Here is a 24,073-nt window from a genome sequence, read left to right on the forward strand (position 1 = left end):
ACTGTCTGGCTTCGCCATGAAGCCATCGCAGTATCCGCACTACGGTGCGAAATGCTCTTGTGGCATAGTGCGCTAATGTACCACCTCGCCGGAGAGAAATGGAAGCATGATGAACCTATTGGACGAATTCATCCCGCGCTTCGATTTCAGCGAGCGACACAGTGTCGATATCTCCGCCCCGGCCAGTCGCATCATGAACGCGGTGGCTGCATGGCGGAATCAGGACGATCCGCTGGTTCGTGCCGCCATCTGCCTGCGCGAAATGCCCGCCCGGCTGTTAGGCCATGCGCGGCAACGGCATCTGGACCTCACCGACTTCACGGTGCTGGAACGGCGGGGCGATGCCGCCCTGGTCTATGGCCTCATCGGCGCGTTCTGGCGGACGGATTACGGATTGTGCGACATTCCTACGACCGGCGCTTTTCTCATCCCTCGCCAAGATGACGTCTGCAAGCTCGCTCTGGGCTTCTCCATCCAGCGGGGACCACACGGCACCCAGCGGCTGGTGACGGAAACCCGCGTGTTTTGCGTCACGGACCGGGCCAGGCGTCGCTTCGCCCCCTATTGGTATCTGATCCGCCCGGTCAGCGGCCTGATCCGCCGTCGCATGCTCACGGCTATCCGGGAACAGTCGGAGTCTCCGCCCTCTCACCACCCGCGCCCAGCATTGCCATGAAGCTTTATGATTGTCCGACCGCTCCTAATGTCGCGCGTGTATGCGCCTGCGTTCTGTGCCTTTAATCCAGCCTGCACCGTTCCCGTTCTGGAACTGAACGACCTCGCCGCGATCTGCGAGGCGGCCGTTATCTGGAGGAACTTCATCTTGATCCCAGTCTGACAGACGCGAAGAGAATACGGTGCGGCATCATCGGTATGTGGAACTAGTGTACGGAGATTAAAGAGCAAAATAACTCGGAGATTCATAGAGTACTAGAAATGCTGTCAGCTATAATTCCTAGAAGTCTTGCTGTATCTGCATTTTCTTTTGACAACCTTTTAGATAGCTCTCGGATCAAATCTGCATCCAATTCTTTAGGTTTTATCTCCTGCGCGGAATTTGTTTCCCCAATAACATTTCCCTCTAGTGCCATTGCAAGTAATTTTTCTACACGCTTGGCAGCCTCGAGCGAAGTATCGCGTTGGACATGGGCGTAAATGGCGGTCGATTTGAGGTTGGCGTGTCCTAAAAGAGCACCGGTCAGGGCCAATGCTTCGCCGCTTGACGTCGCAGTAGAGCCAAGAGTGTGCCGAAGGGTGTGAGGCGTTACGCCCGGTAGATCGGCAAGTTTGATAACTTCCGACCAGATATTGCGCGTGCCTTGGTAATGTCCTTCCTCGCCTCTCTCCGCCGGAAAAAGATAGCCTTTCTTGCGGTCCTTCAGGAGATTCTCGAGCATTGCTCTCGCCGTGGGGCCGATGGGGCGAATCGATCTCCCAGTCTTGCTATCCTCGAACTCGAAGAGGTTATCCTCTAGATTGACTTCCTCAACCTTGAGCGCCGCAATTTCGTTTCGACGACATCCGGTAAGCGCCCAAAGCCGGGCGATTGCGACCCCTTTAGGATTTGCCCCTCGTGTCTCGACCTTGTTGAACGCGTCGCCTAGTCGGGCTACTTCCTCCAACGTCAAAAAGCGCATGCGACGATTATCCGTCTTTCTGACGGAAGCCCCTTCGACGGGATTTTGGGCGATAAAGCCGTGCCGCCTGCCGAAACTGAATACGGCCGAAAGATCACGAACGACCTTCCGTGCTGCGCCCTCACCGCCCCGAACGATAAGACGTTTGCGCGGCCCAATCTTTATGTCTTTCGCGGTCTTGCCAGTTGTTACGTCGGCCACAAATCGCTCGACATCGCCCGAAGTGATCTCGCTCGCACGACGTCCCCCTAGAAGTGGTTCAACATGGTGACGAAGCCGTGACATGGTGTATTGCTTGGTGAGAGGTTTCATGGGCTTGCCCTTATGAATACCCCTTTGCACGATGCATCCATGCTCCTCGTAGAAGTCGAGTAAGTCCCGAATCGTTTTTTCGCGCCGCTTCTCCTGCACGTCACCCGCTGGGTCTTCGCCGTGTGCGACCGCGCCCAGCAGGCCCCTAGCCTTCCTTCTCGCCTGTTCGACGGTAAGTGCTCCGAATCGTCCAAGCGCCAGGAATCGCCTTGGTGCCGATCGGCCACCGCCCTCAATGCGATAGCGTATGATGAAAGTTTTCGTGCCGCTTTTCTCGATGCGTAGTCCAAAGCCAGCGAGATCGAGATCCCACAAGTCATATCGACTATCTCGGACCTCGGCCTTGTCGACGACGGGCTTGGTCAAACGTACGCTGGACGATCGTTTCATCGCACGCCTCGTATTGAGTTCTCGGGTGGACACCACCATAAAATGGTGTCCACATGGTGTCCACCGTAGAGAGAAACTCTGGCAAATTGGAGCGAACGCCTTACAAAGCGCCGCCAAATAATACTCTGTTATAAAACGATATTATCGTATGGAAGCGAAAGGTAGAGTGTGGGATGGTAGAGTATATGCAACCTTGCCAAGGTTGGGGTCGTGGGTTCGAATCCCATCGCCCGCTCCAGATTTTCTCAAGAAAATCCAGCGGATACAAAAGGCCACCGCAAGGTGGCCTTTGTCGTTTCGGAATGTGATCTCACACGACAGATTCATCAATCAGCATACTTCATGGATGGCACGCTGATTCTGGGCGATGGGGCGCATATGCTCTCACATCGGAGATATCAACGGTTCGAACGGGAACCGGTGGAGCTTGTTCTGAAAATTTCCGTCACCCAGTCAATAAAAACCCGAACACGAGGCGACATCTGCCGATTGCGCGGATAAAGCAGCGAGACAGGGGATGGAACAGGCGGATACGCCGCCAGAATCTCAACGAGCGTTTTCGTTTTGAGATCGTGCGCCGCGTGATAGCGTGGGATCTGGATGATACCCAGCCCGGCGCGCGCCGCCGAGACGTAGCTTTCGGCCGCGTTGACCGCCATGTGGAGCGGCAGCACCATATCGTGGAGTCTTCCGTCAATCATGAATTCCAGCGGAAGAATCCTGCCCCGCAGGCTCGACTGGAAACCGACCATGAAATGACCGTCGGCCAGCCTGTCCGGGTGTGCCGGAATCCCGTGAGCCTTCAGATAGGCCGGAGCGGCAAGTGTCACCTCCTCCAGCACGCCCAGCTTTTTCACCACCATTTCACTGTCCCGTAATTCCCCCACACGAAGTACGCAGTCCATCCCTTCGCGGACCGGATCGACCAGCCGGTCGCCTTCGCTCATATGCAGTTCGATATCGGGATACATTGCGAAAAACGCTAGCAGGGATGGCAGGATAAAGTGGCGGGCCAGGGTGCCATGCACGTCAACCCGCAGCGTGCCTCTGGGGCGGACGTTTCCGAAGGCGGTCTCGGCGTCCTCAATATCGGCGACGATGTGATGGCAGCGTTGATAATAGGTTTCGCCTTCCGGCGTCGGGCTGACCTGACGGGTCGTGCGATGGAGAAGACGCACACCGAGCCGGGTCTCTAACGCCTTGATGACATCAGTGGCCGTCGAGCGCGGCAGGTTCATGTCTTCGGCAGCCTGCGTGAAACTTTCCCGTTCCACGATGCGCATGAACAGTCGCATGACGTCGAGCCGGTCCATAAATTATTCCTGTTTCCCGGATAATCTGTCCGGATTATGCGGGATTATCAGGCGACCGAAAAGAGGCACTGTCATGTCCGAAGGTCGGAGCGGCCGCAGACAAAAGGAAAAGCGGATATGACACAGGGCAGAAAAGTAGCGATCGTTACGGGATCATCGCGCGGGATCGGCGCCGCTATCGCTACGCGGCTGGCGAAGGACGGACTGGCGGTTGTCGTTAATTACGCCGGTAACGCCGACCAGGCGGAGGATCTCGTCGCAAAAATCCGGCAGACTGGTGGAGAAGCCCTTCCCGTGAAAGCTGATGTCTCGGACGCGATGGCTGTGGCCGCGCTGTTCGATGTGACGGAAAAAGCCTTCGGTGGCGTCGATGTGCTGGTCAACAATGCCGGGATCATGACGCTAGGACGGATCGCCGATGTGGACGATGCCGCTTTCACGCGACAGGTGGATATCAATCTGCGGGGCACCTTCAATACGCTGCGGGAGGGCGGGAAAAGACTTCGGGAAGGCGGACGCATCGTGAATCTCTCGACCAGTGTCGTGGGACTGAAATTCGAAAATTACGGTGTGTATGCAGCGACAAAAGCGGCCGTCGAAACCCTGACGGCGATCATGGCCAAGGAACTGCGCGGCCGGAATACGACGGTGAACGCGGTCGCGCCCGGTCCGACCGGAACGGAGCTGTTTCTCCATGGGAAAAGCCCTGAACTGATCGAAAAACTCTCGAAAATGAATCCGCTGGAACGTCTGGGGACGCCGGACGACATCGCGGCGGCAGTTGCCTTCCTCGTCGGACCGGATGGCGCGTGGATCAACGGCCAGACCCTGCGCGCCAATGGCGGCATGGTCTGAAAAATTGCGATAAGGGAGAAAATCATGGGTAAGCAGGTTATCCTGATTACGGGTGCATCGAGTGGATTCGGCGCCATGACGGCCCGGCGTCTCGCCACTGCCGGACACTGTGTTTACGCCGGCGTGCTGGACCCCGTCGGAAATGGGGCCGCAGCCGTGAAAGATGCTGCTGGTTTCGCAAAAGAGTGGAACGTCGATCTGCTGACGGTCGAACTCGATGTTCTACAGGACACGCAGGTCGAGGCTGCGGTGAGTCGGGTCATGGCGGAACAGGGCCGGATCGACGTGGTGATCCATAATGCAGGTCATATGTGCTTCGGGCCGAGCGAGGCTTTTACGCCGGAGCAACTGGCGGTTCTGTACGATGTGAATGTCCTTTCTACCCAACGCCTCAACCGTGCGGCGCTGCCGCATATGCGGGAAAGAGGACAGGGACTCGTCGTGTGGGTGTCGTCATCCAGCACGCGGGGCGGCACGCCACCTTTCCTCGGGCCGTATTTCGCAGCGAAGGCGGCGATGGACGCGCTGGCGATTTCCTACGCGGGTGAACTGACACGGTGGGGGATCGAGACGACCATTATCGTGCCGGGTGCGTTTACCAAGGGCACCAATCATTTCCATGATGCGGGTGCGCCAGCCGATCAGGCCGTGGCGCATGCCTACACGGACGGGCCATACAAAGGCGTGGAAGAAAAGGCGCTTGCGGGGCTGGCGGCGCTCGAACCGGCTGACGCCGACCCGGAAAGTGTAGCCAGAGCAATCGAGGCTGTCGTGGAGACACCGCGTGGAATGCGACCCTTCCGGGTGCATGTCGATCCGTCGCAGGATGGGGCGGAGATCGTCAACGGTGTTGCGGACAGGGTAAGAGCGGAACTGCTGCGGCGAATTGGTCTTGAGGACCTGCTACATATTGCCCAACCAGCATAATGTTTGTGAGGGACTGCGGGGTCTCCACGTCAGACCCCGCAATCAGACCAAGGCCCGTTCTCACTCCGGGGCTGTCAGATCCACGACTCCAACGCGCCCGTCTTCCGTGCCGTATCCAAGAATGCAGCCATCCGCGCTGAAAGCCAGCGCCGTGACGGAGCCGCCTCCGGCGGAACAGACCGGCAGCACACGCTCGGACATCTGATCCATCATCAGAACCGTGCCGTCAGCGAACCCCGCTACCACAATGTCCTGCTGCGGATGGGTCACCACCCGTGTGCACAGCACGCCTGGAATACCCGGCAGTTCAGACGGTGGCTTGCCCATCGGACCACCATTGAAAAACGGCCACAGGATCACACTGTCCGCCCCGCTGGTGGCCAGCCATTTGCCGTTTCTGGTGAAGGCCAGCGACATCACCTTGGTCGGGTAGCCGCTCATGCGCATGTTGTGCCCATCCGACAGACGCCAGCCATGCAGGTCATTTTCCTGCATGGACGTAATCAGCGCCTCGCCACCGGGATGGATCGCAATGCCGATATGGCTACCTTTCCATTCATAGACTTTCGCGGCGCTGTCTTTCGAATTCACGAACCACAAGGACGCGCCATTATAGTGGGAGGCCGCAATCCGCTTGCCTTTGGCGTCGAACACAATGCCGGAGACCGTCGAAGGGTGTTCCAGCGTGCGCAGAGCGGTCGTGCCATCCGCGTCACGAAGATGGACCTCCTTGCCAGAGACAAACGCGATGGTTCCCTTGCGACCGTCACTCCAGCAGGCGACATGCTCGATCCAACGGCGGCTTTTTGCCAGTTCCTCGGAAACAGCACCAACTGTCCGCTTCAGACGACAGTCTTCACCACCGGACAGAAAACCTGAACCCGTCACATCCGGGGAAAGACCCAGAATCGGCCCGTCATGCGCCTGAACGGTGATCCACGTCGTCGTATCGCGGATTGTTTTACGAGGCGCGATTAGCAGATCACCCTCCCCTGTGGCGAATGCGAAATGACTATTGTCGCGTGACGCGCAGCAGGCTGTAATATGCCCTTCGACAGTCTGTTCCGCTCCCCGTTCTCCAACAATTCCGGGGAGTGTCGTCTTGTCGCTCATCCTGACCTCTTTCATCAATTTCTATATGAAAAGGCCAATCAGGCCCGGCAGCTTTCAAAACCACGACGCAGCCGCGGACGGTTCAGGTTGCGACCGATAAACACCAGTCGGGATTCCTTCTTTTCCCCGTCTTTCCACGGCCCGATGAAATCCCCATCCGCCATCATATGAACGGCCTGAAACGCATAACGGTCGTTATGGCCAGCGAAGTTCAGGATTCCTTTTGAGCGCAGAATGTCCGCGCCCTGCTCCTGCAACAGGGCGCTGATCCAGGCATGGAAGCGGGCCTCGTCAATCGGTTCGCTCACGGAGAAGGACATGCTGGTCACGTCTTCTTCATGGGAGTGCTCAGTATTTTCCAGAAAGTCCGGCTCATATTCCAGCGCACGCTGAAGATCGAACCCGCCCTGATCAAGCACGTCCGTCAGCGGAACATTGCCGCGTACGGCACGATGAATCTTCACATAGGCGTTGATCTGACGGATGTTCGCCTCGATTTCAGCAAGTTTCGCTTCATCCACAAGATCGGTCTTGTTGAGGATAATCACATCCGCAAAAGCGATCTGGTGCACGGCTTCCGGGCTTTCTTCCAGCGTCTGAAGCACGTTGTAGGCATCCACTACGGTCACAACGGCGTCGAGACGGGTCTTGTCCCGCACTTCCTCATCCACAAAGAAGGTCTGCGCGACGGGTGCAGGGTCGGCCAGTCCGGTAGTCTCGACGATGATGCCGTCGAATTTCGTACGACGCTTCATCAGACTGCCAAGAATACGGATCAGATCGCCGCGCACCGTGCAGCAGATGCACCCGTTGTTCATCTCGAACACTTCCTCGTCGGCATCGACGACGAGATCATTGTCAACACCGAGTTCTCCGAACTCATTGATGACGACGGCATATTTCCGGCCATGTTCCGCCGTGAGAATATGGTTGAGCAGCGTGGTCTTTCCCGCGCCGAGAAAGCCCGTCAGCACCGTGACCGGCACCTGATTCTTCGATCTGTCCTGTGTTTCCGACATGATCTGCTCCTTCTCCTGCATGCGAACCGGCGTGTCTGTCCGCACCGTTATCATTCACTGTGGGGACATATAGGCACGCCGACCCGACAGGGCAAAGAGACCCTCTCATGAAGAATGCTCACCGCAAACCGCTTCTCTCAAACGGAGCCTGAAGCTTTTTGGAAAAAGCCTCACCAAAAACTTCTTATTGAAGAAACCACTTTCTAAAACAGATTCCGCAGCACGCCGGGCAGCAGGATGGTCAGCGGACTGACAGAAAAATCCGGCTTGTCGATCTTGCCGTCCAGCGAGAATTTCACCGCCAGCAATCCGCCCCCTTTTTCCGGCGACAGGAGCTTGCCCAGAGCCGGGATCTCTCCGGGAATGGCGTTGATCGCGAAAGCGGGCACGATGGTGCCCGACAGGTCGAGCGTCCCCTTGTCGAGATTGACCGGCCCTTCCAGCGTCGCCCCGAGCGCTCCGTTTCCGGCCCGCCCATCGTGGATATGCATCACGCCATCCGCGAACGTCACCGGCATCTCGAAACGCGTCACCTCAAATCTGGAGGTGTCTTTCGAGTTGAGCCAGCCATAGATCGACAGGCTTCTCGCCACCAGAAGCGCGCCCGGCGCATGCTGGATGGTGAAGGGAGACAGTTTCAGATGTCCCCGGAAGGGAGCCGTCGCCTTTGTATCGTCAAACCGGCCTTCAAACTGCGCGTGTCCACCCACCACCATATCCGTGACGGCGAGACGGCTCAGCAGCGCACCAAAATCAGGCACATTCACCGTCATCCGGCGACTGTCGCCAAGCGGCAGGATTTCCGCCTGTGCAGCCGTAGGCTCCGTAATGGAGACTTTCATCCTGTCCACGCGCACGCCGTTATGGTCGATAAACGCCTTCACGCCTCCAAGCGTGCGGTCATGACGGTAATAGAGCTGATCCGCCGTCACGTCGATTAGCCATGGACGACCCGGAGGTCCCTGGATACGTCCGCTCGCAGCCTCCGGCACATGCAGGGTCGCCCCCTTCGCAGGCGGAGCCGGTCTGTCGGGCGCACCTTCCACAAGCGGGCTGAGATCGAGTGTCTTCGCCCGGACCTTCACGGATACAGGTTTCGCAGGGCGCGTGGGCATCGTCAGCAGGGCCGAGCCGGTTGAGCGCCCGATCTGAAAAGCGGGAATCACCAGCTCGGGCGACTGCCCCGTCGGCAGATGCGCCTCCCCGGTGATATTCAGATCAGGCCCCTTGGCCCGGATATCTGTCGCCGCAACGATATTGCTTCCATCCAGAAGCAGGTCGGCATGCACCGTCGCGGCACGACCCGGCACCTTGTTCCATAATGGAATATGCACGCTGGCATTGAGCAGATCGAGATCAAGAGCCAGCCGGTCATCCGCCTCTTTTATGGCGGCATAATCCGCTTTCATCTCTCCCCGCCCCGTCATGTAGTCCGCGACAGGAATTCCGGCCGCCACCAGATTGTCCGGCGTCAGGTGCAGATTGGTCACGATATGATCGATCACCTGCCCTTTCGACGCCTGATCGAACAGAATCTCTCCCCTGACGTCTGCCGGGATGTGACTGAACGCGCCTTTACCTACGAGCTTCATGCCATGCATGGTCACATCCGTGTCCAGCGTGCCGTCGCTCACCCCGCGTCCCATGGCGACATGCTCAAGGCTGACATGGGTCATGTGCGCGTGGCCATCGAGAGTCATATCGTCCGTCGAAACCTTGGCGACCAGTGGCAGGGTGAGCGTGAAACGCACCACCGCATAGCCCCGGGGATTCGTGAACGGCAGAGGGTGACGCGACAGTACATGCAGGCGGGGTTCGGACAGCAACGCCACATGATCACGCAGATCGCCGGCCAGCCCGACCATGATGGTGCCGGTCTGATCCTTCTGGTCGAGTCCGCTGATGATCATGCCACCGGGCAGTGCGGTCAGACGCCCGCTTCCCGTCATCCCGACACTCTTCACCGTCCGGGTCGTGGGCTGCCAGCCGTTTTTGAAAGACAGCGTCAGCGTGCTCAGGCTGGTTGCGTCCAGATGCGCGTCCACATCATGCAAGGGCGCAATCGGGCGCAACCAGTGAATGTCCATCCCCTCGCCATCGAGGCCACCCGAGATACCGGTCACTGTCGATGAACCGCCCGTATCATCCGGACCGATCTTCAGATGGACCTGCGTGTTCCTGACCGTGCCAGCCGTGATGTTGCGTCCGACCCACCGCCGAGCGCCCTTCGCAGCCAATGCAGGCCAGTATTTGCCGAGTTCCGTGAAGGGCACGGGGGTCATGGCAAGATTGACGCCACCGTTCATGAGACCGGCATTCTCGATATTTCCCCAGTCGATGGCTCCGTTGGCCGTCAGCAGAGGGGGCGGAAGCGGCTCGACAACCTTCGGTGGAGGCGCCTCTCTGACCGTGTCCTTGGCCCTGCTTTTTGAGGAACTCGTTTTTTTAGCCTTGTTTTTTTTCGCAGCGCCTTTTTGAGCGACCGGCACGCTGGCGGGGACAACGGTTTCCGGTGGCGGCGCAGTCACGCTGTCTGCCGGAGCGGGCGGCGCACGCAGCTGCACGGACAGGGCCTGCAAGTCCAGATGCGCCGGCCAGCCTGCCGCGGTCTGTTTCCCGAACGTCATATGCAACGCGGCATCACCTTCGGCGGGATACAGCGTGGAGCCGGCGGCATCGATCTCACCGGTGCCGAGGGTCACATTCACCAGCGCATCGCTCGGCAGCATGTACCATGCCCGCCCAGCCGAGGTCATCGTAATGTCTCCGGCCAGCCCCACGGGCACCCTGACAGCTGCCAGACCGGGCGCGAAGCTGGCGAAACCGGACGGTGTCAGCGGGTCAAGCGCAATATGCCAGCATAACGTCCCTTCCGGCGTTACCGCTCCCTGCGCGACCAGATGCGCCGTGACCGGAGCGCCAGCATCCTCGCTCGCCGCGCCGACCGTGACAGAACCCACCAGCCCATGACGGTGCTTCACCACAACCGGCGTCAGCGCAGCATTCAGAGGATCGACGGTCCATGTTCTGTGGTCATGGTCGTCCGTCAGAACCACATGCGTCCCGGCAAGCGTCAGTCGCCGAAGGTGTCGGACGTCGATATCGGGAAAGGCGCCCTTGCCGCCGGACGATGCACCGGGAAGATCGAGATCGACATCACCCTGGGCGTCCCGTCGCAGGGCGATGTGTGCGCCGGTCACGCGGAAATCAGTGACGGAGAGACTCCCGTGAAACAGCGGGAAGGCGTCCAGCGCAATGGCTCCGGCATCAACCCGATCCGCCACTTTCCCGGTTGCATCGAGAATGGTCACGTCGCGGAGTTCCAGCAGGACCGGCGAACCGAACCCGTCCCGCAGTCCGGTCCAGCGCAAGGAGGCATGGCCTATATCCAGACGCCCTCTGGCAGGCTGTCCCTTGCCGCCGCCGACAATCTTGACCGGCAGGGCGAGCCTGAGCAGCGGGGAGATATTGACCGGCCCCACCATCATAGCCGCCATGAGACCACCCGCAGCCAGCAGCGGCACGCCCACCAGAGCGGTGGCGGTCCACATCGCGCCCTTCAGGCAACGCCTGCCCATAGTGGGCTTTCGGGGCGGCTTGGAAGGCTCTCCCTGATCGGGTAAAGGGCCTTCGCGCATCGTCTCGCCCTGAGCCTTGTCTTGGGCTTTGTCTTGAGCTTCGTCTTGACCGGACCCGTCCATCACCGCCACCCTGTCCGTCCGATCATTCCGTAAAGCTCATGTCGCGACGCACCTCTTCTTCCCAGACCCGTTCCCTGACGGACCGTAAGCCCCCAGAAAAAGGGGCAATGCGTCCAAACGATGGCATGCCGCAAGAGGTTCCGCCCTCCGCTGCCGCCAGATCCGCCGAACGCTCCGGAGGGGCTGGCTGGCGGGGACGCAGACGCACAGCCTCCTGGCCTGATCTTGCCTGGCCGAATCCTGCCGATCCGGATGCGCTGGCGCGGTTTCTGGAAGACCTTGCCGAACGCTGGCAGGAGGCCGGCCTCGACCCTGCCCTGCTGGAAACGCCCGGTGTGCCGGGCCTGCTGGCGACTATAGGCGGCAACAGCCCTTATCTGACCGAACTCGCGCTGCGCAGTCCCGCCGATTTTGCGGCCCTGCTGCTGGAGGGACCGGACCGTTTTGCCGAATCCATCTTCGCCGGAATCGACGCCCTGCCGCCGGAGGTCGATCATGACACGCTGGCCCGCACCATGCGCGACGCCAAGAACCGGATCGCGCTGACCTGTGCGCTGGCGGATATCGGCGATTTCTGGTCGCTGGAAACCGTCACGCAGACGCTGTCGCGTCTTGCCGAAAGCACGCTGGACGCCGCCGTCAGACATCTGCTGCGCTCCGCATATGACAGGGGGCGGCTGTCCCTGAAAGATCCGGCCCGGCCCACGCGCGGCAGTGGTTACGTCGTTCTGGCAATGGGGAAACTCGGAGCGCGGGAACTGAACTTCTCCTCGGACATCGACCTCGTCGTGCTGTTCGACGCGGACCTTCACGCGGACCCCGATACGGCCCGGCAGACATTTATCCGCATGACTAGCGACCTTGTCCGCCTCATGGAAGCGCGTGACGCGAATGGCTACGTTTTCCGCACCGATCTGCGCCTGCGCCCCGATCCCTCCGCAACACCCCTCGCCGTTTCGCTGCCCGCCGCCATCGCCTATTACGAAAGTCTGGGCCAGACATGGGAACGCGCCGCCATGACCAAGGCGCGGCCAGTCGCGGGAAACATCCGGCTTGGACGTGAATTTCTGACGGCCATCCATCCCTTTGTCTGGCGGCGCCATCTCGATTTCGCCCTGATCGACGACATTCACGTCATGAAGGCCAAGATCGACCAGCACCGCAAACCTGGTCGCTCCGGACTGGCGAAGATGGCGGATTCGACACTCACCAACCCGGAGGAAGGCGTTCGCTGGCTGCTGGGCCATAACGTCAAGCTGGGCGAAGGCGGCATCCGCGAGATCGAGTTCGTCGCGCAGGCGATGCAGCTTGTCTGGGGTGGACGTACACCCAGCCTGCGCGACCCGACCACGCTCGGCGCGCTGCGCACACTCACGCGCTCCGGCCATATGCCACGCGAGGAAGCCGAAACCCTCGCCCGCGCCTATCGCCTGCTGCGGATTGTCGAGCATCGGGTGCAGATGCGCGCCGATCAGCAGACGCATCAGCTTCCGGACACGGAAGAGCGTTTCAACGCACTGGCGATCTTTCTCGGCTATGGCAGTGCGGGTGACTTCGCACTGGATCTGCTCCCACAGATGCGCGCGGCGCGGCGGATTTTCGAGAAGCATTTCAGCACGCCGACCCGCGAGATCCGCCCGGAGGAAGCACTGCTCGACCTCGGCTCGGATGAACTGCCTGCCCGTCTTGGGGAGATTGGTTTTCCGCAGGATGACTGTGACGACGCGGCAACGATCCTCAACCACTGGGCCGGCAACAGCCGCCGGGCGCTTCGCTCGGATCGCGCCCATGCGCTGCTGCGGGGCCTGATGTCGGACCTGCTCGCCAGCTTTATCGCCCGGCGTGATCCGCTTGCCTGCCTGCGTCACTTCGATACGCTTCTTTCGCGGCAACGCGCCGGAGTGCAGTTGCTCTCCCTGCTGGAACGCAATCCCGCGCTGATCGACCGGATCGCGGCGATTTTCGATGCCTCGCCTTTCCTCGCCAACCATCTGGCGGACAGCCCTTCCGCGCTGGAAGGTCTGCTGGAGCTTCAGGAGGAAGAAGAGGACAATCTTCCCCCCGCAGCCACCTTCGCGCCGGAGCAGATTCGCCTGCTGGCGGCGGAAAAGCCCGATGCCGAGTTGCTGGTTACCCGTCTGCGCCCTGTCGTTCGCGCCGAGGAGTTCCGTCTATCCGTCGCCCGGCTGGAAGGACGGCTGAACGAGGACACGGCGGCGCAGGAGCGCACAGACGTGGCGGATGCTGTCATGACGGCGCTGCTCGACAGTGTCTTCCGGGCGCATCGGGCGCGTCATGGCAAGGTCGATGGCGGCGGGATTGCGGTCATTGCGCTGGGCAAGGCCGGATCGCGCGAAATGATGGCCGGGTCCGATCTGGATCTGATGATGATCTTCGATCACCCGGAGCATGTGACCGAAAGCACCGCGCTCCCCAAAGGGGGCGGTCGCACCCTGACTGTCTCGCAATATTACCTCCGGCTGGCGCACAGCTTTATCGGCGCTCTGACCGCGCCGGATTCCGAGGGACCGCTTTACCCGGTGGACATGCGCCTGCGTCCGTCAGGTGCGGCGGGGCCGGTGGCTGTGTCGCTCTCCGCTTTCCGTCGCTATCACGCGGAAGAATCATGGACATGGGAGCGCATGGCGCTGACGCGGGCGCGGCTTGTCACCACTACAGGAGAAAGCGGCGTCCGGACCCGTCTGAAAAAATCCCTGCGCGAGGACATTGAAACAGCGCTGTCTCCGGATGTCCGACGCACAGCGGAGAAAGTCAGGGAAGACGCCGCCGCGATGCGGAGTCGTCTCGCCCGCGACCTGCCTCCCTCCAGCCCGTGGGACATCAAGCGACGACCGGGTGGACTGATGGAGGTGGAGTTCATCGCGCAGGCGCTTCAGCTGACATCGGACTCGGCCAAGGTCCGGTCTCCCGTGACCTCACAGGCCTTTGAACGACTGGCTAAAGCGCGGTTGCTGTCGGCGGAACAGGCGGACATTCTGATTGAGGCTGATGAGCGGTGGAGAAGCCTGCAAAGCGTCCTGCGGTTATTGTGCGGACCGAAGCCGCCGGTTGATCCGGCGCAGGAGCTGCCCGCCGCCACGCTGGACCTGCTCTGCCGGACGATGGATGTGCCGGGCGTCTCGACCCTGCGGGAGGAAATCGAAGGGCTGGCGGACATCGTACGCGGGTTGTTCACACAGTTGATCGGCCCTGTGACGGAGCCGAACTGACGCCGCTACTCCAGTGAATCAGGTTGCGACAACAAGCCCTCTGAGGCAGGCTCGCCGCATGAGCACAGATTCCATCAAGGTGGGCGACAAGGCCCCTGATTTCACTCTTGAAGCCAGCAAGGGCCGTACGGTTTCCAGCGCCGATCTTTCGGGCAAGCCGTATCTGCTCTACTTCTACCCGAAAGCGGATACGCCCGGCTGCACCACGCAGGCCTGCGGCATTCAGGAAACGCTTCCTGCGCTTGGAAAGCTGGATCTCACGGTGATTGGCGTCAGTCCGGACCCTGTCGCGAAGATCGACAAGTTCGCGGACAAATATGGTCTGGAATTTCCCTTGGCCAGCGACCCTGAGCACAAGCTGGCCGACCAGTACGGCACATGGGTTGAAAAATCGATGTATGGGCGGACCTATTTCGGCATGGAGCGCAGCTCTTTCCTTGTCGGCGCGGATGGTCGGATCAAGGCCCTTTGGCGCAAGGTGAAACCTGCCGAGCATGTCGCGCTGGTGGAAGCTGCGGCGAAAGATCTGCACAAATAAGGAAGGCCGCGCCATTACACCGTTTTCATGTCAGCGTGTGGCAATGGCAATGAATTCGCCCACAATTCGCCATGAAAACCCGTTTTCATGTGTCTCATAAAAGGACAACGAGCTTGGCTTTCACGCCCCGCTCATGATCCGGGACATATGACATGAACAAGTATCTTCGCTCTCTCGTTGCTATCCCTGCCCTGATCGGCCTTGTCGGCGGATCCGTGGCGCTTCCTGCCTATGCACATGCCCAGCCTTGGGGTGGCGGCCACCGTGGTGGATGGGACGGTGGATGGGGTGGTCGCCGTGGTGGATGGGGCGGTGGTCCCGGTCGCGACTGGCGGCATCACGACAGATGGGGTGGAGGCGCTCTTGCAGGCGGGATCATCGGCGGCATGGCGCTGGGTGCTGTCGCCGGTATGGCGATGGCGAGCTCACCGCCACCTCGCGTGGTTTACGCGCCACCTCCTCCGCCGGTTTATGTGGCTCCGGCCCCGTACGCAGTCGTTCCTGCCGCGCCGGTCTATGGTTCCTATTACGGCGGCTGGTGACAACGCCAACCATCGCACGCAATACGGTTTTCGGCCCGTGGCTTTGCAGCCCGGGCTTTTTTTATGTCTGGATATCAGGGGACTCCAACCCGCGGTCAGCAAGGTCTATTTCATTTCAAATCGATCAGACTGAAAAGGACGGCAGACTTCTTGGCAGCGGCAAGAATCCAGACAGCTTTTTATGAATAAGCAGGCCAACCAATTATTGAGACATCCGAACAGGTAAAAATATATTATAAATAGTCTTTTTATATAAAAGGATTTTTCCCCACTATCCTTCCTGTTGAAAATTAGATGTTCACAAAACCATGAATTTGTCGTAATATTTTGCGGCGCAGATAAAAACATAAAGAGAAAAACAAAAAACTGCATGAAATAAAACAGGATTTCACAATGAAATTCTGTCTTTACAGTCCCATAAGCAGGTGAAGATGCTCTGAAATCCGGTAGCCAGGGTGTTTCCGCCGGATCCGGCTTAAGGGAAGACTTCAGCCACACAGGATTACAAAAGTGGGGCCGAACTGTTCATTCCGGGAAATTATCCTCTCAGATAAGGATTTACCTCTTTCCGGCAACGTCATCATGGAGACCACACGCTTGACCACAACAAACAGCACAGGGCCATCCCTGTCATCTGTCCTGAAATCAATTGAGATTTCACCAAATGCCGACAAGACCCTATGGATCGCAACCATCGTGGCCGCCATCTGCGGCGGCCTCTATGGATACGATACAGGCATCATTTCCGGTGCGCTTCTGCTGATCAAGCAGGATTTTCATCTCACCATCACCCAGCAGGAATGGGTGGCGGCCGCCATTCTCGCCGGCGCAGCCGTCGGGGCCATCGGTTTCGGCTGGTCCTCTGAAAAATTCGGGCGCCGGGCCACCGTCATCTTCGTCACGGCGATCTTTGTCATGGGATCGATCGCCTGTGCGCTCGCACCCAGCATAAACCTGCTGATTACAGCAAGGTTTTTCCTTGGACTGGCTGTCGGCGGCTCAACCCAGGTCGTGCCGACCTATATCTCAGAGCTCGCTCCTCCGAAAAGACGAGGCAATCTCGTCACATTGTTCAACGTGGCGATCGGTATCGGCATTCTTCTCGCCAACATCGCCGGCCTCATGATGCGCGACGAGTGGGGCTGGCGTCCGATGGTGGCGGCCGCGGCAGTCCCGGCGGCCTTTGTTTTCATCGTGATGTTCTTCCTGCCGAAGAGTCCGCGCTGGGCTGCCCGCAATGAGGGTCTGGATGTCGCGGCCGAACAGCTCGGACGCATCCGCACCACACGTGAAAGCGTCCAGAAGGAAGTTCGGGAAATTCACTCGAACATGCAGAAAATCGACACCACGGAGCGTGGCTGGAAAGGCCTGATGCTTCCCTGGGTACGGCCTGCGGTCATCGCGGCTTTGGGTGTCGCCTTCTTCACACAGGCTGGCGGCCTGGAGATGATGATCTACTATACCCCGACCTTTCTGACCGATGCCGGTTTCGGACCGCAATGGTCGCTCTGGGCCAGCCTTGGTGTGGCGATCGTCTACTGCATCATGACCCTGCTGGGCTGCCTGTTCGTGGACCGGATTGGCCGTCGCCGCCTGATGCTGATCATGGGACCGGGCGCGGTGCTCAGCCTTGTTGGACTGGGTATTTGCTTCGCCCTGCATCCGGCTCCCGGCAGCATCGGCAGCTTTGCTGTCCTCGCCTTCCTGCTGCTGTTCATGCTGTTCAACTCCGGCGGCATTCAAGTTGTCGGCTGGCTGACGGGGGCTGAAATGTTCCCACTCCCTATGCGTGGCGCTGCGACCAGCGCTCATGCGGCGGTCCTGTGGGGCAGCAATCTCGTTGTCACGGCCACCACGCTGGAACTGGTGCAGACCCTGACGCTCGGCGGCACCATGTGGTTCTATGCGGCCGTCAATCTTGTCAGCGTGATGTTCGTCTTCCTGCTGGTCCCTGAAACGGCAGGCGCTTCGCTTGAAGATATTGAGACGACTCTTCGTCAGGGCACTTTCCGTCCCCGGATTGGCCACAGCCCGAAGATCATCGACAATCTCTGATCTTTTCTTTCCGGCCTGAACCGAGGAAAAACAGAACCTTAGTTCTTCTCATGACGCTGCTCCGGCCAACCGCTGGAGCAGCGTTTTTTTTGGCTCTGTGGCATCAGCGTAACGCCTTTGACTGTATCGTTCATTTCGGACATTTTAGGTATTGTTATATTATAACATAACATCGTATGGAGGGCTGAAATCAGCCAGTACGGATGCTCAATGAATCGCCCTGTCCATCCCGTTACCTTTCTGCTCGTCGCCAGTCCGTTGCTGTTCTCCCGGCACGTGCTCACGCCTGCCCATGCCGCTGAGACAGGAACGACAACAGCTACGCCAGTAACAGCACACCCTTCAGCCAAAACAGAGCCGGTCAAAGCGGTGACGGCGACCCGTGACGAGCACATCATCGTCACGGCGCATCTGGACAAGCAACGCGCCAGCCTTCAGCCGTCAACGGGTGCGAGCGTCTACCACTTCACACGTGCGGATATCGAAAGAATCCCCGGCGGCGACAACGCGCCTCTGAACGCAGTTCTTCTGCAGGCTCCGGGTGTGGCGCAGGACAGTTATGGGCAGATCCATATTCGTGGTGATCATAACGAGGTGCAGTTCCGCCTTGATGGCATCGCACTTCCGGAAGGTCTAAGCGTCTTCGGGCAGACACTCATGACCCGTTTCGCGCACTCAATGTCCCTGACGACAGGTGCATTGCCCAGCGAATACGGCTTTCTGCAGGCGGGCGTGATCGATATCACAACCAAGAACGGCACGTCTGACAGTGGCGGCAATGCTTCCATTTATGGAGGTGCCCGTGATTATTTCTTCCCATCCCTCCAGTATGGTGGCCACAATGGGAAATGGGATTACTTCGCGACCGCAGACTTTGTGCATAATCGCGTCGGCATCGAAAATCCCACACCGGATTTCAACGCGATCCATGATCTGAGCAATCAGTATCACTTCCTTGGACATCTGCGTTACACGGCTGACGAAAACACACGTATCAGCTTCATCGCCGGTGTATCGAACGCCCAGTATGAGCTTCCGAACAATCCCGGCCAGCAGAGGCAGTTTGCCAATCCATCGTTTCTGAACAGCGCCCTTTCGCAGCAGGTTTACGGCAGCGTGGACAGTGCTTCCCTGCATGAGCAGCAGAAGGAAATCACTGATTTCGGAATGCTGTCCCTTCAGAAGGAAATGGGAAAAGTCAGCCTGCAGACTTCAGCGATCGCCCGGTACAGTTCTCTGGGATACTCGCCAGATCCGCTCGGTGATCTTGTCTATAACGGCATCGCCCAGCACGCCCAGCGCTCTGTCTTTTCGTCCGGCAATCAGACCGATCTTACATGGCGTGCAGCCCCGAAGCACACAGTCAGATTCGGTTTTCAGGCTTATGTAGAAAGAACCATTTCCAAGTCGGATGCCACTGTCTACACGCAGAGCGGCACAGATGAAGACGGCAATGCCGAATTCGATGGCCAGACACAGTCCATTCATGACGGCACAGGCCGCACTGGCTGGATCTACGGATTGTATGCGCAGGATGAATGGCGTCCTTTCAAGAACCTGACCATCAATTACGGTCTACGTTTTGACGGTGTGGATGAATACACACACTCCAAGCAGGTCAGCCCGCGTATCAATATTGTCTGGACGCCGTGGAGAGGCGGCACATTCCACGCCGGTTATTCCCGCTACTTCACGCCACCACCGTTTGAGCTGGTTGGTGGAACACAGCTGGATAAATACGCCAACACATCCGGTGCGCCACCGAATTTCCAGAACACGATGGTCAAGGCTGAGCGCGATCATTATTTCGACGCCGGTTTCGCACAGGAAATCCTGCCGCACTGGCACGCGTCTTTCGATGCCTATGTCAAACTGGCCCGCAACATGATCGATGAGGGACAGTTCGGCTCACCCATCATTCTGTCGGCGTTCAATTATAAGCGAGGTCAGGTCAACGGCTATGAGGTGACCACCGACTACTCACACGGTCCCTTCACTGTTTACGGCAACTTCTCATGGTCACGCGCCATTGGAAAAAACATCGTGTCCGCGCAGTGGAATATGTCGCCTGACGACCTCGCCTATATCAGCAATCACTGGGTCCATGTGGACCATGACCAGCGCTGGACGGCATCCGCCGGGGGGAGCTACACGGCATTCCGCAAGACCGGTCATCCTACACGCCTGTCCGCAACAATGGTTTATGGCAGTGGTCTTCGCGAAGATTCAGTGATCCCCAACGGCGCGTCCCTACCGCAGTATGTCACCTTCAACCTTGGCATTGTTCAGTCGTTCGACAACCTGTTCCATACGCCGTTCCTGAAACGGACCGAACTGCGTCTGGATGTGACCAACCTCTTCGATCGCCGCTACATGCTTCGCAGCGGCTCGGGCATCGGTGTCGGAGCGCCTCAGTACGGACTGAGACGAACGATCCTGACTGGTATTTCGCAGAGGTTCTGAAAAAGAAGAAAACAGGGCTCTGCCCTGCACCCGGAAGGGATCACAGATCCCTTCACCCATTCATTTTAACAAGTCGGGATCAAAGGGACTGTGTCCCTTTGTGGGGTTCGGGGCAAAGCCCTGAAAAGCCTGACACCCAGCGAGAAAGGCTATCTCTTTCTTCAGTGATAAGTGCGCAGCAAGCCAACCAGACGGCCCTGAATTTTCAGACGTTCAGCCGGAACAATCCGTGTTTCATAAGCTGAGTTGGCAGCTTCAAGGGCGACCGTGTTGCCCTTCTTCCGCAGCCGCTTGAGCGTCACTTCCGCATCATCAATGAGCGCGACGACAATCTGACCGTTCTCGGCACTGTCTTCCCGACGGATGATGACCGTGTCACCGTCAAGGATACCAGCCTCGATCATGGAATCACCGGCAACTTCCAGAGCGTAATGTTCGCCCTGCCCCAGAAGCGCCATCGGCACTTCCACCTGTTCGCTGTGATCGTGCAGGGCTTCGATCGGCAGACCGGCGGCAATTCGACCATAGAGCGGCAGGCTCATGGAGGCGGCCGCCTCCCCCGTCTTCACGCCAGCAAGGCGCTGCGAAAAATCACCCTTGATGACATTCAGGGAATTGGGGGATACTGCCGGTGACAATTGAGCGGGTTCTGGCAGACGCAACACTTCCAGCGCACGCGCCCGATTATGTCGGCGCTGGATAAAACCGCGTTCTTCGAGAGCCGAAATCAGACGGTGGATGCCGGACTTGGATTTCAGCCCCAAAGCATCCTTCATTTCATCGAAGGAAGGAGAGAATCCTGTCTGACCAAGATAGGAATCGATGAACAGCAGCAGTTCATGCTGTTTGCGTGTGAGCATCGCGTCCAGTCCTCTGCCAATGTCTCATCTGTATGCGGAATCAGGTTTGTTCTACATTGGTTCCCTTTTCCGGTCAATCCTGCATGCAGCTCCCTCCGTCACAAACGGGAGAAGCCGCTCTCCAGATCGGCAATCAGATCCGTCGCCTCATCCAGTCCGATCGCCAGCCGGAAGGCCGGTCCATCCGGGAGCGCGTTCGGCAGGGAACGCGACACGCCACCCGTGGTGGGCAGCACCAGACTTTCATAGCCTCCCCACGACGCCCCGATTCCGAAATGCCGGAGACCGTTGATCATCCGCTCCATCGCCGCTCTGTCATGACCGGATGTCAGGACAACAGTGAACAGCGGACCCGCTCCAGAGAAATCGCGCTCCCAGAACTCATGTCCCGGGCAGTCGGAAAACGCGGGGAAAAGCACCTGCGCCACTTCGCCCCGATCCCGCAGCCAGCATGCTACCTTCCACGCCGTACGGGCCTGCCGCGCCAGACGCACGCCCATGCTGCGCAGACCACGCAGGGTCAGCCAGCAATCATCCGGTCCGGCAAGCTGCCCAAGCTGGATCGCAGCGTCACGCAGCATGTGCCAGTCTTCTTCGGACCCGACGGTAATGGCGCCGAGAATGGCGTCCGAATGGCCGCCGGGATATTTGGTCAGCGCCTGAATCGACACATCGACACCGTGCGTAAACGGCATGAAAATCCCGAAACCCCAGGTGTTGTCGAGCAGGACACGGGCCCCTCCGTCATGCGCCACGCGGGCCAGCATGGGAACGTCCTGCACTTCGAACGTGTGACTGCCTGGACTTTCCGCGAACACGACCTGCGTATTCGGCTGCATGAGCTGGCGCAGCCCTTCCTCGGAAATCATCGGATCGTAATAGGTGGCCTCCACACCAAACCGCCGCAGCATGGTGTCGGCGAACCGCCGCGTCGGTCCGTAGCAGGAATCTGGCAGCAAGCAGTGACCGCCGGAACTGGTCCATGTCAGCAGCGCCGTCGTACAGGCGGCGAGGCCCGAGGACACGATCTGTGTATCCCGTCCTTCCTCGATCGCCGCGATGGCCCGTTCCAGATCATGCTGAACGGCGGAGCCCATCGCACCGTAGATCGGCGTATGCTCGTACCGTTCCGCGCCGACACGCCGCATGGTGTCGAGATCGGGAAACAGCACGGTCGAGCCGCGGGAAACCGGCGCATTGACCAGTGTGCCGGTCCGGCGAAACGCCTCGTCATACACATCGGGGCGTCCGATTTTTACCAGCCGGGCGTTCAGCCGTTCCCAGCCTGCTGCGACCCTGTCTTCACCTGTCATAATCAATTCCGCTCCCTGCCGGATGTCGCTTCTCCTTTTACGATAGGCGCGTCAGGCGTCGCCGCCCATTCCGCCCATGACCCGTCATAAAGCGAGACAGTCTCATACCCCGCAAGCACAGCGCCGACCACGATGACGGAGGCTGTCATCCCCGATCCGCAGGTGGCGATGAGCGGTGTCTGAAGGTTGGCAGCACCTGCTTTCCCGAAGCGTGCTTTCAGTGCGGCTTTCGGCAGAAAGTGTCTGTTTGCGTCCAGCAGTTCGCCAAAAGGGATATTTCGGGCTCCCGGCATGTGTCCGGAGGAAAGTCCCGCTCGCGGCTCCGGTGCGGCTCCGGTGAAACGACCCGCTGAACGCGCATCGAGAATCACGTCATCCGCGTCAGAAGCGCAGAGTGTGAGCATGTCACCCAGTCCTTTGAGCAGACTGGTTGTCAGCCGGGGGATATACTGTGCGGCAACAATCGGCGAAGGCGCGCCCTGCTCAAGCTCCCCTTCTGCCGCACGCCATGCAGGCATCCCACCATTGAGAATGAACACGCGCTCATGGCCGAACAGACGCAGCAACCACCAGGCGCGGCAGGAAGAGGCGATATTACCCTGGTCGTAAATAACGATCGTGCTGTCACGGGTCAGTCCGAGTTCTCCGGCCAGTCGCGCAAAACGTCCAGCGGCAGGGGCCATATGAGGAAGCGACTGTTCAGGATCGGAAAAAAGCTCGATGTCGAAGCGGCGTGCGCCGGGCAGACGGGACGCCAGAAAATCCGCTTCCGGATCGGTCTGTTCGCCCGGAAGTCTGGCTGTCGCATCAAGAAGGGTGACGTCGCCGGATGCGAGCGCATCCTTTAACGTATCGACATCTATAAGAGGCTGTAACACAGGTTCGACTCCTCTCCGCTGCCTGCGGAGAGGAGGAGTGAATCACTGGATGGCGTGCTGTGCAAGCAGGGAACGGAGACGCTCGGCTGCTCTCTTGCCCTTGCAGGATTCTGCCCAGAGCACTTCGGATCACCCGCTGGTGGGCGTTGACCGCTTCCGGAGCGCTTGTCACCAGCGACACGCCTGTGGTTGCGGCCGGAGACATGTCGCAACGGAACGGGTTGATTGCCAGCATCATCCGCTCGCGTCCCCGCATCAGGATGCAGTTGGTCGTGCTTTCAACATCCGCAAGCAGACTGAACTGAAGACCGATCGGCTCGGCTTCGATCAGTTCGGCAATACGACCGATTTCCATCGCGGCCACCCTGCGGGCCTCAATCCGCAACTCGTCGGACATGGGGATTGCCTCGCCCACGCCACGCTGAAGGAAGCGCTCGATCGACTGTTCGCTCAGCATGGTGATCATCGTCGGACGGCGGAGACGATAGCTCTCTCGCCGTGCAGTGAAGATCTCCTGATACTGTTCAATCAGCTGTTTGTTTTCCACCTGCTCCGCGATTGCACGGTTCAGGATGGAATCATATTCCGGCGAGGTCACCAGATAAGCCACCGGATCACTGATCTGGAGGATCTGGTCAGCTTCCTCCTCAACCTGTCGAACACGTTCGAAGAAGCTGAGGGGGCGGCTGTAATATTCCACGCCGATCCCGAGAAGTGTGAGAGGTGAAACCTTGAGTAGCTCGGCCAGTCTCTGAACCGTGTCGAGTTTGATCACCTCGCCTTTCTCGTACCTGTACAAGGCAGCACGAGAGACGCCGAGGCGAGCGGCGATTTCATCCGCCCTCATACCCGATTCAAGACGAAAAGCACGTAGCTGCTGTCCGATCTCGCTCAGACGCATAGTCACAGCAGCCATTCCGTCATTCC

17 protein-coding genes are annotated in these 24,073 nt (G+C 59.1%); 8 read left to right on the forward strand and 9 right to left on the reverse strand.

Annotation, left to right across the window (positions count from 1 at the left end; all coding sequences use genetic code 11):
• Positions 1–106 precede the first annotated feature (106 nt).
• Positions 107–676: a hypothetical protein gene (locus EMQ_RS09400; RefSeq protein WP_010667187.1), complete on the forward strand. Its 570-nt coding sequence runs from the start codon at positions 107–109 to the stop codon at positions 674–676.
• A gap of 244 nt (positions 677–920) precedes the next feature.
• Here EMQ_RS09400 and EMQ_RS09405 read toward each other — a convergent pair whose 3' ends face one another.
• Positions 921–2,339, reverse strand: coding sequence for a site-specific integrase (locus EMQ_RS09405; RefSeq protein WP_023979804.1), 1,419 nt, complete (start codon positions 2,337–2,339; stop codon positions 921–923).
• Between the two features lie 398 nt (positions 2,340–2,737).
• On the reverse strand, positions 2,738–3,652 hold the full coding sequence (locus tag EMQ_RS09410) for a LysR family transcriptional regulator (RefSeq protein WP_010668377.1): 915 nt from the start codon (positions 3,650–3,652) through the stop codon (positions 2,738–2,740).
• Positions 3,653–3,769: 117 nt separating this feature from the next.
• On the opposite strand from EMQ_RS09410, the gene EMQ_RS09415 reads away from it, so the two are divergent.
• Positions 3,770–4,507 (forward strand): SDR family oxidoreductase, encoded by a 738-nt coding sequence (locus EMQ_RS09415; protein ID WP_026200108.1) that lies wholly within the window; start codon positions 3,770–3,772, stop codon positions 4,505–4,507.
• Between the two features lie 24 nt (positions 4,508–4,531).
• The gene (locus EMQ_RS09420) at positions 4,532–5,434 is read left to right on the forward strand and encodes an SDR family oxidoreductase (RefSeq protein WP_010667562.1); all 903 of its coding nucleotides are present in this window, start codon (positions 4,532–4,534) and stop codon (positions 5,432–5,434) included.
• Positions 5,435–5,494: 60 nt separating this feature from the next.
• Here the strand turns inward: EMQ_RS09420 and EMQ_RS09425 are convergent, their stop codons facing one another.
• The 3 genes from EMQ_RS09425 to EMQ_RS09435 all read right to left on the reverse strand — a co-directional run bounded on the left by EMQ_RS09425 (position 5,495) and on the right by EMQ_RS09435 (position 11,204).
• The gene (locus EMQ_RS09425; RefSeq protein WP_018308102.1) at positions 5,495–6,547 is read right to left on the reverse strand and encodes a WD40 repeat domain-containing protein; all 1,053 of its coding nucleotides are present in this window, start codon (positions 6,545–6,547) and stop codon (positions 5,495–5,497) included.
• A 38-nt stretch (positions 6,548–6,585) separates the two neighbouring features.
• Positions 6,586–7,566, reverse strand: coding sequence for a CobW family GTP-binding protein (locus EMQ_RS09430; RefSeq protein ID WP_026200107.1), 981 nt, complete (start codon positions 7,564–7,566; stop codon positions 6,586–6,588).
• A 203-nt stretch (positions 7,567–7,769) separates the two neighbouring features.
• Positions 7,770–11,204 (reverse strand): AsmA-like C-terminal region-containing protein, encoded by a 3,435-nt coding sequence (locus EMQ_RS09435; RefSeq protein ID WP_158320011.1) that lies wholly within the window; start codon positions 11,202–11,204, stop codon positions 7,770–7,772.
• A 170-nt stretch (positions 11,205–11,374) separates the two neighbouring features.
• On the opposite strand from EMQ_RS09435, the gene EMQ_RS09440 reads away from it, so the two are divergent.
• From EMQ_RS09440 to EMQ_RS09460, 5 genes are all read left to right on the forward strand, one after another.
• Positions 11,375–14,497 (forward strand): bifunctional [glutamine synthetase] adenylyltransferase/[glutamine synthetase]-adenylyl-L-tyrosine phosphorylase, encoded by a 3,123-nt coding sequence (locus EMQ_RS09440; RefSeq protein ID WP_010668247.1) that lies wholly within the window; start codon positions 11,375–11,377, stop codon positions 14,495–14,497.
• Positions 14,498–14,555: 58 nt separating this feature from the next.
• On the forward strand, positions 14,556–15,035 hold the full coding sequence (bcp, locus tag EMQ_RS09445) for a thioredoxin-dependent thiol peroxidase (RefSeq protein WP_010668248.1): 480 nt from the start codon (positions 14,556–14,558) through the stop codon (positions 15,033–15,035).
• Positions 15,036–15,187: 152 nt separating this feature from the next.
• Positions 15,188–15,577 (forward strand): hypothetical protein, encoded by a 390-nt coding sequence (locus EMQ_RS09450; RefSeq protein WP_010668249.1) that lies wholly within the window; start codon positions 15,188–15,190, stop codon positions 15,575–15,577.
• 597 nt (positions 15,578–16,174) lie between these two features.
• Positions 16,175–17,632 (forward strand): sugar porter family MFS transporter, encoded by a 1,458-nt coding sequence (locus EMQ_RS09455; protein ID WP_456303811.1) that lies wholly within the window; start codon positions 16,175–16,177, stop codon positions 17,630–17,632.
• A gap of 210 nt (positions 17,633–17,842) precedes the next feature.
• The gene (locus EMQ_RS09460; protein WP_010666716.1) at positions 17,843–20,095 is read left to right on the forward strand and encodes a TonB-dependent receptor; all 2,253 of its coding nucleotides are present in this window, start codon (positions 17,843–17,845) and stop codon (positions 20,093–20,095) included.
• A 161-nt stretch (positions 20,096–20,256) separates the two neighbouring features.
• Here EMQ_RS09460 and lexA read toward each other — a convergent pair whose 3' ends face one another.
• From lexA to EMQ_RS09480, 4 genes are all read right to left on the reverse strand, one after another.
• Positions 20,257–20,955 carry a transcriptional repressor LexA gene (gene lexA / locus EMQ_RS09465; RefSeq protein ID WP_010668036.1) on the reverse strand — a complete coding sequence of 233 codons (699 nt, stop codon included), beginning with the start codon at positions 20,953–20,955 and terminating at the stop codon, positions 20,257–20,259.
• Positions 20,956–21,053: 98 nt separating this feature from the next.
• Entirely contained in the window at positions 21,054–22,268 is a 1,215-nt protein-coding gene (metC, locus tag EMQ_RS09470) for a cystathionine beta-lyase (RefSeq protein ID WP_010668037.1), read from the reverse strand.
• Between the two features lie 2 nt (positions 22,269–22,270).
• Complete coding sequence (locus tag EMQ_RS09475; protein ID WP_010668038.1) at positions 22,271–23,146, reverse strand: sulfurtransferase; 876 nt, start codon at positions 23,144–23,146, stop codon at positions 22,271–22,273.
• Positions 23,076–24,062 (reverse strand): helix-turn-helix domain-containing protein, encoded by a 987-nt coding sequence (locus tag EMQ_RS09480; RefSeq protein WP_010668039.1) that lies wholly within the window; start codon positions 24,060–24,062, stop codon positions 23,076–23,078. The genes EMQ_RS09475 and EMQ_RS09480 overlap by 71 nt, the downstream gene beginning before the upstream one ends.
• Between the last annotated feature and the right edge of the window lie 11 nt (positions 24,063–24,073).

The organism is Acetobacter aceti NBRC 14818, assembly GCF_000193495.2.
Classification (GTDB): domain Bacteria; phylum Pseudomonadota; class Alphaproteobacteria; order Acetobacterales; family Acetobacteraceae; genus Acetobacter; species Acetobacter aceti.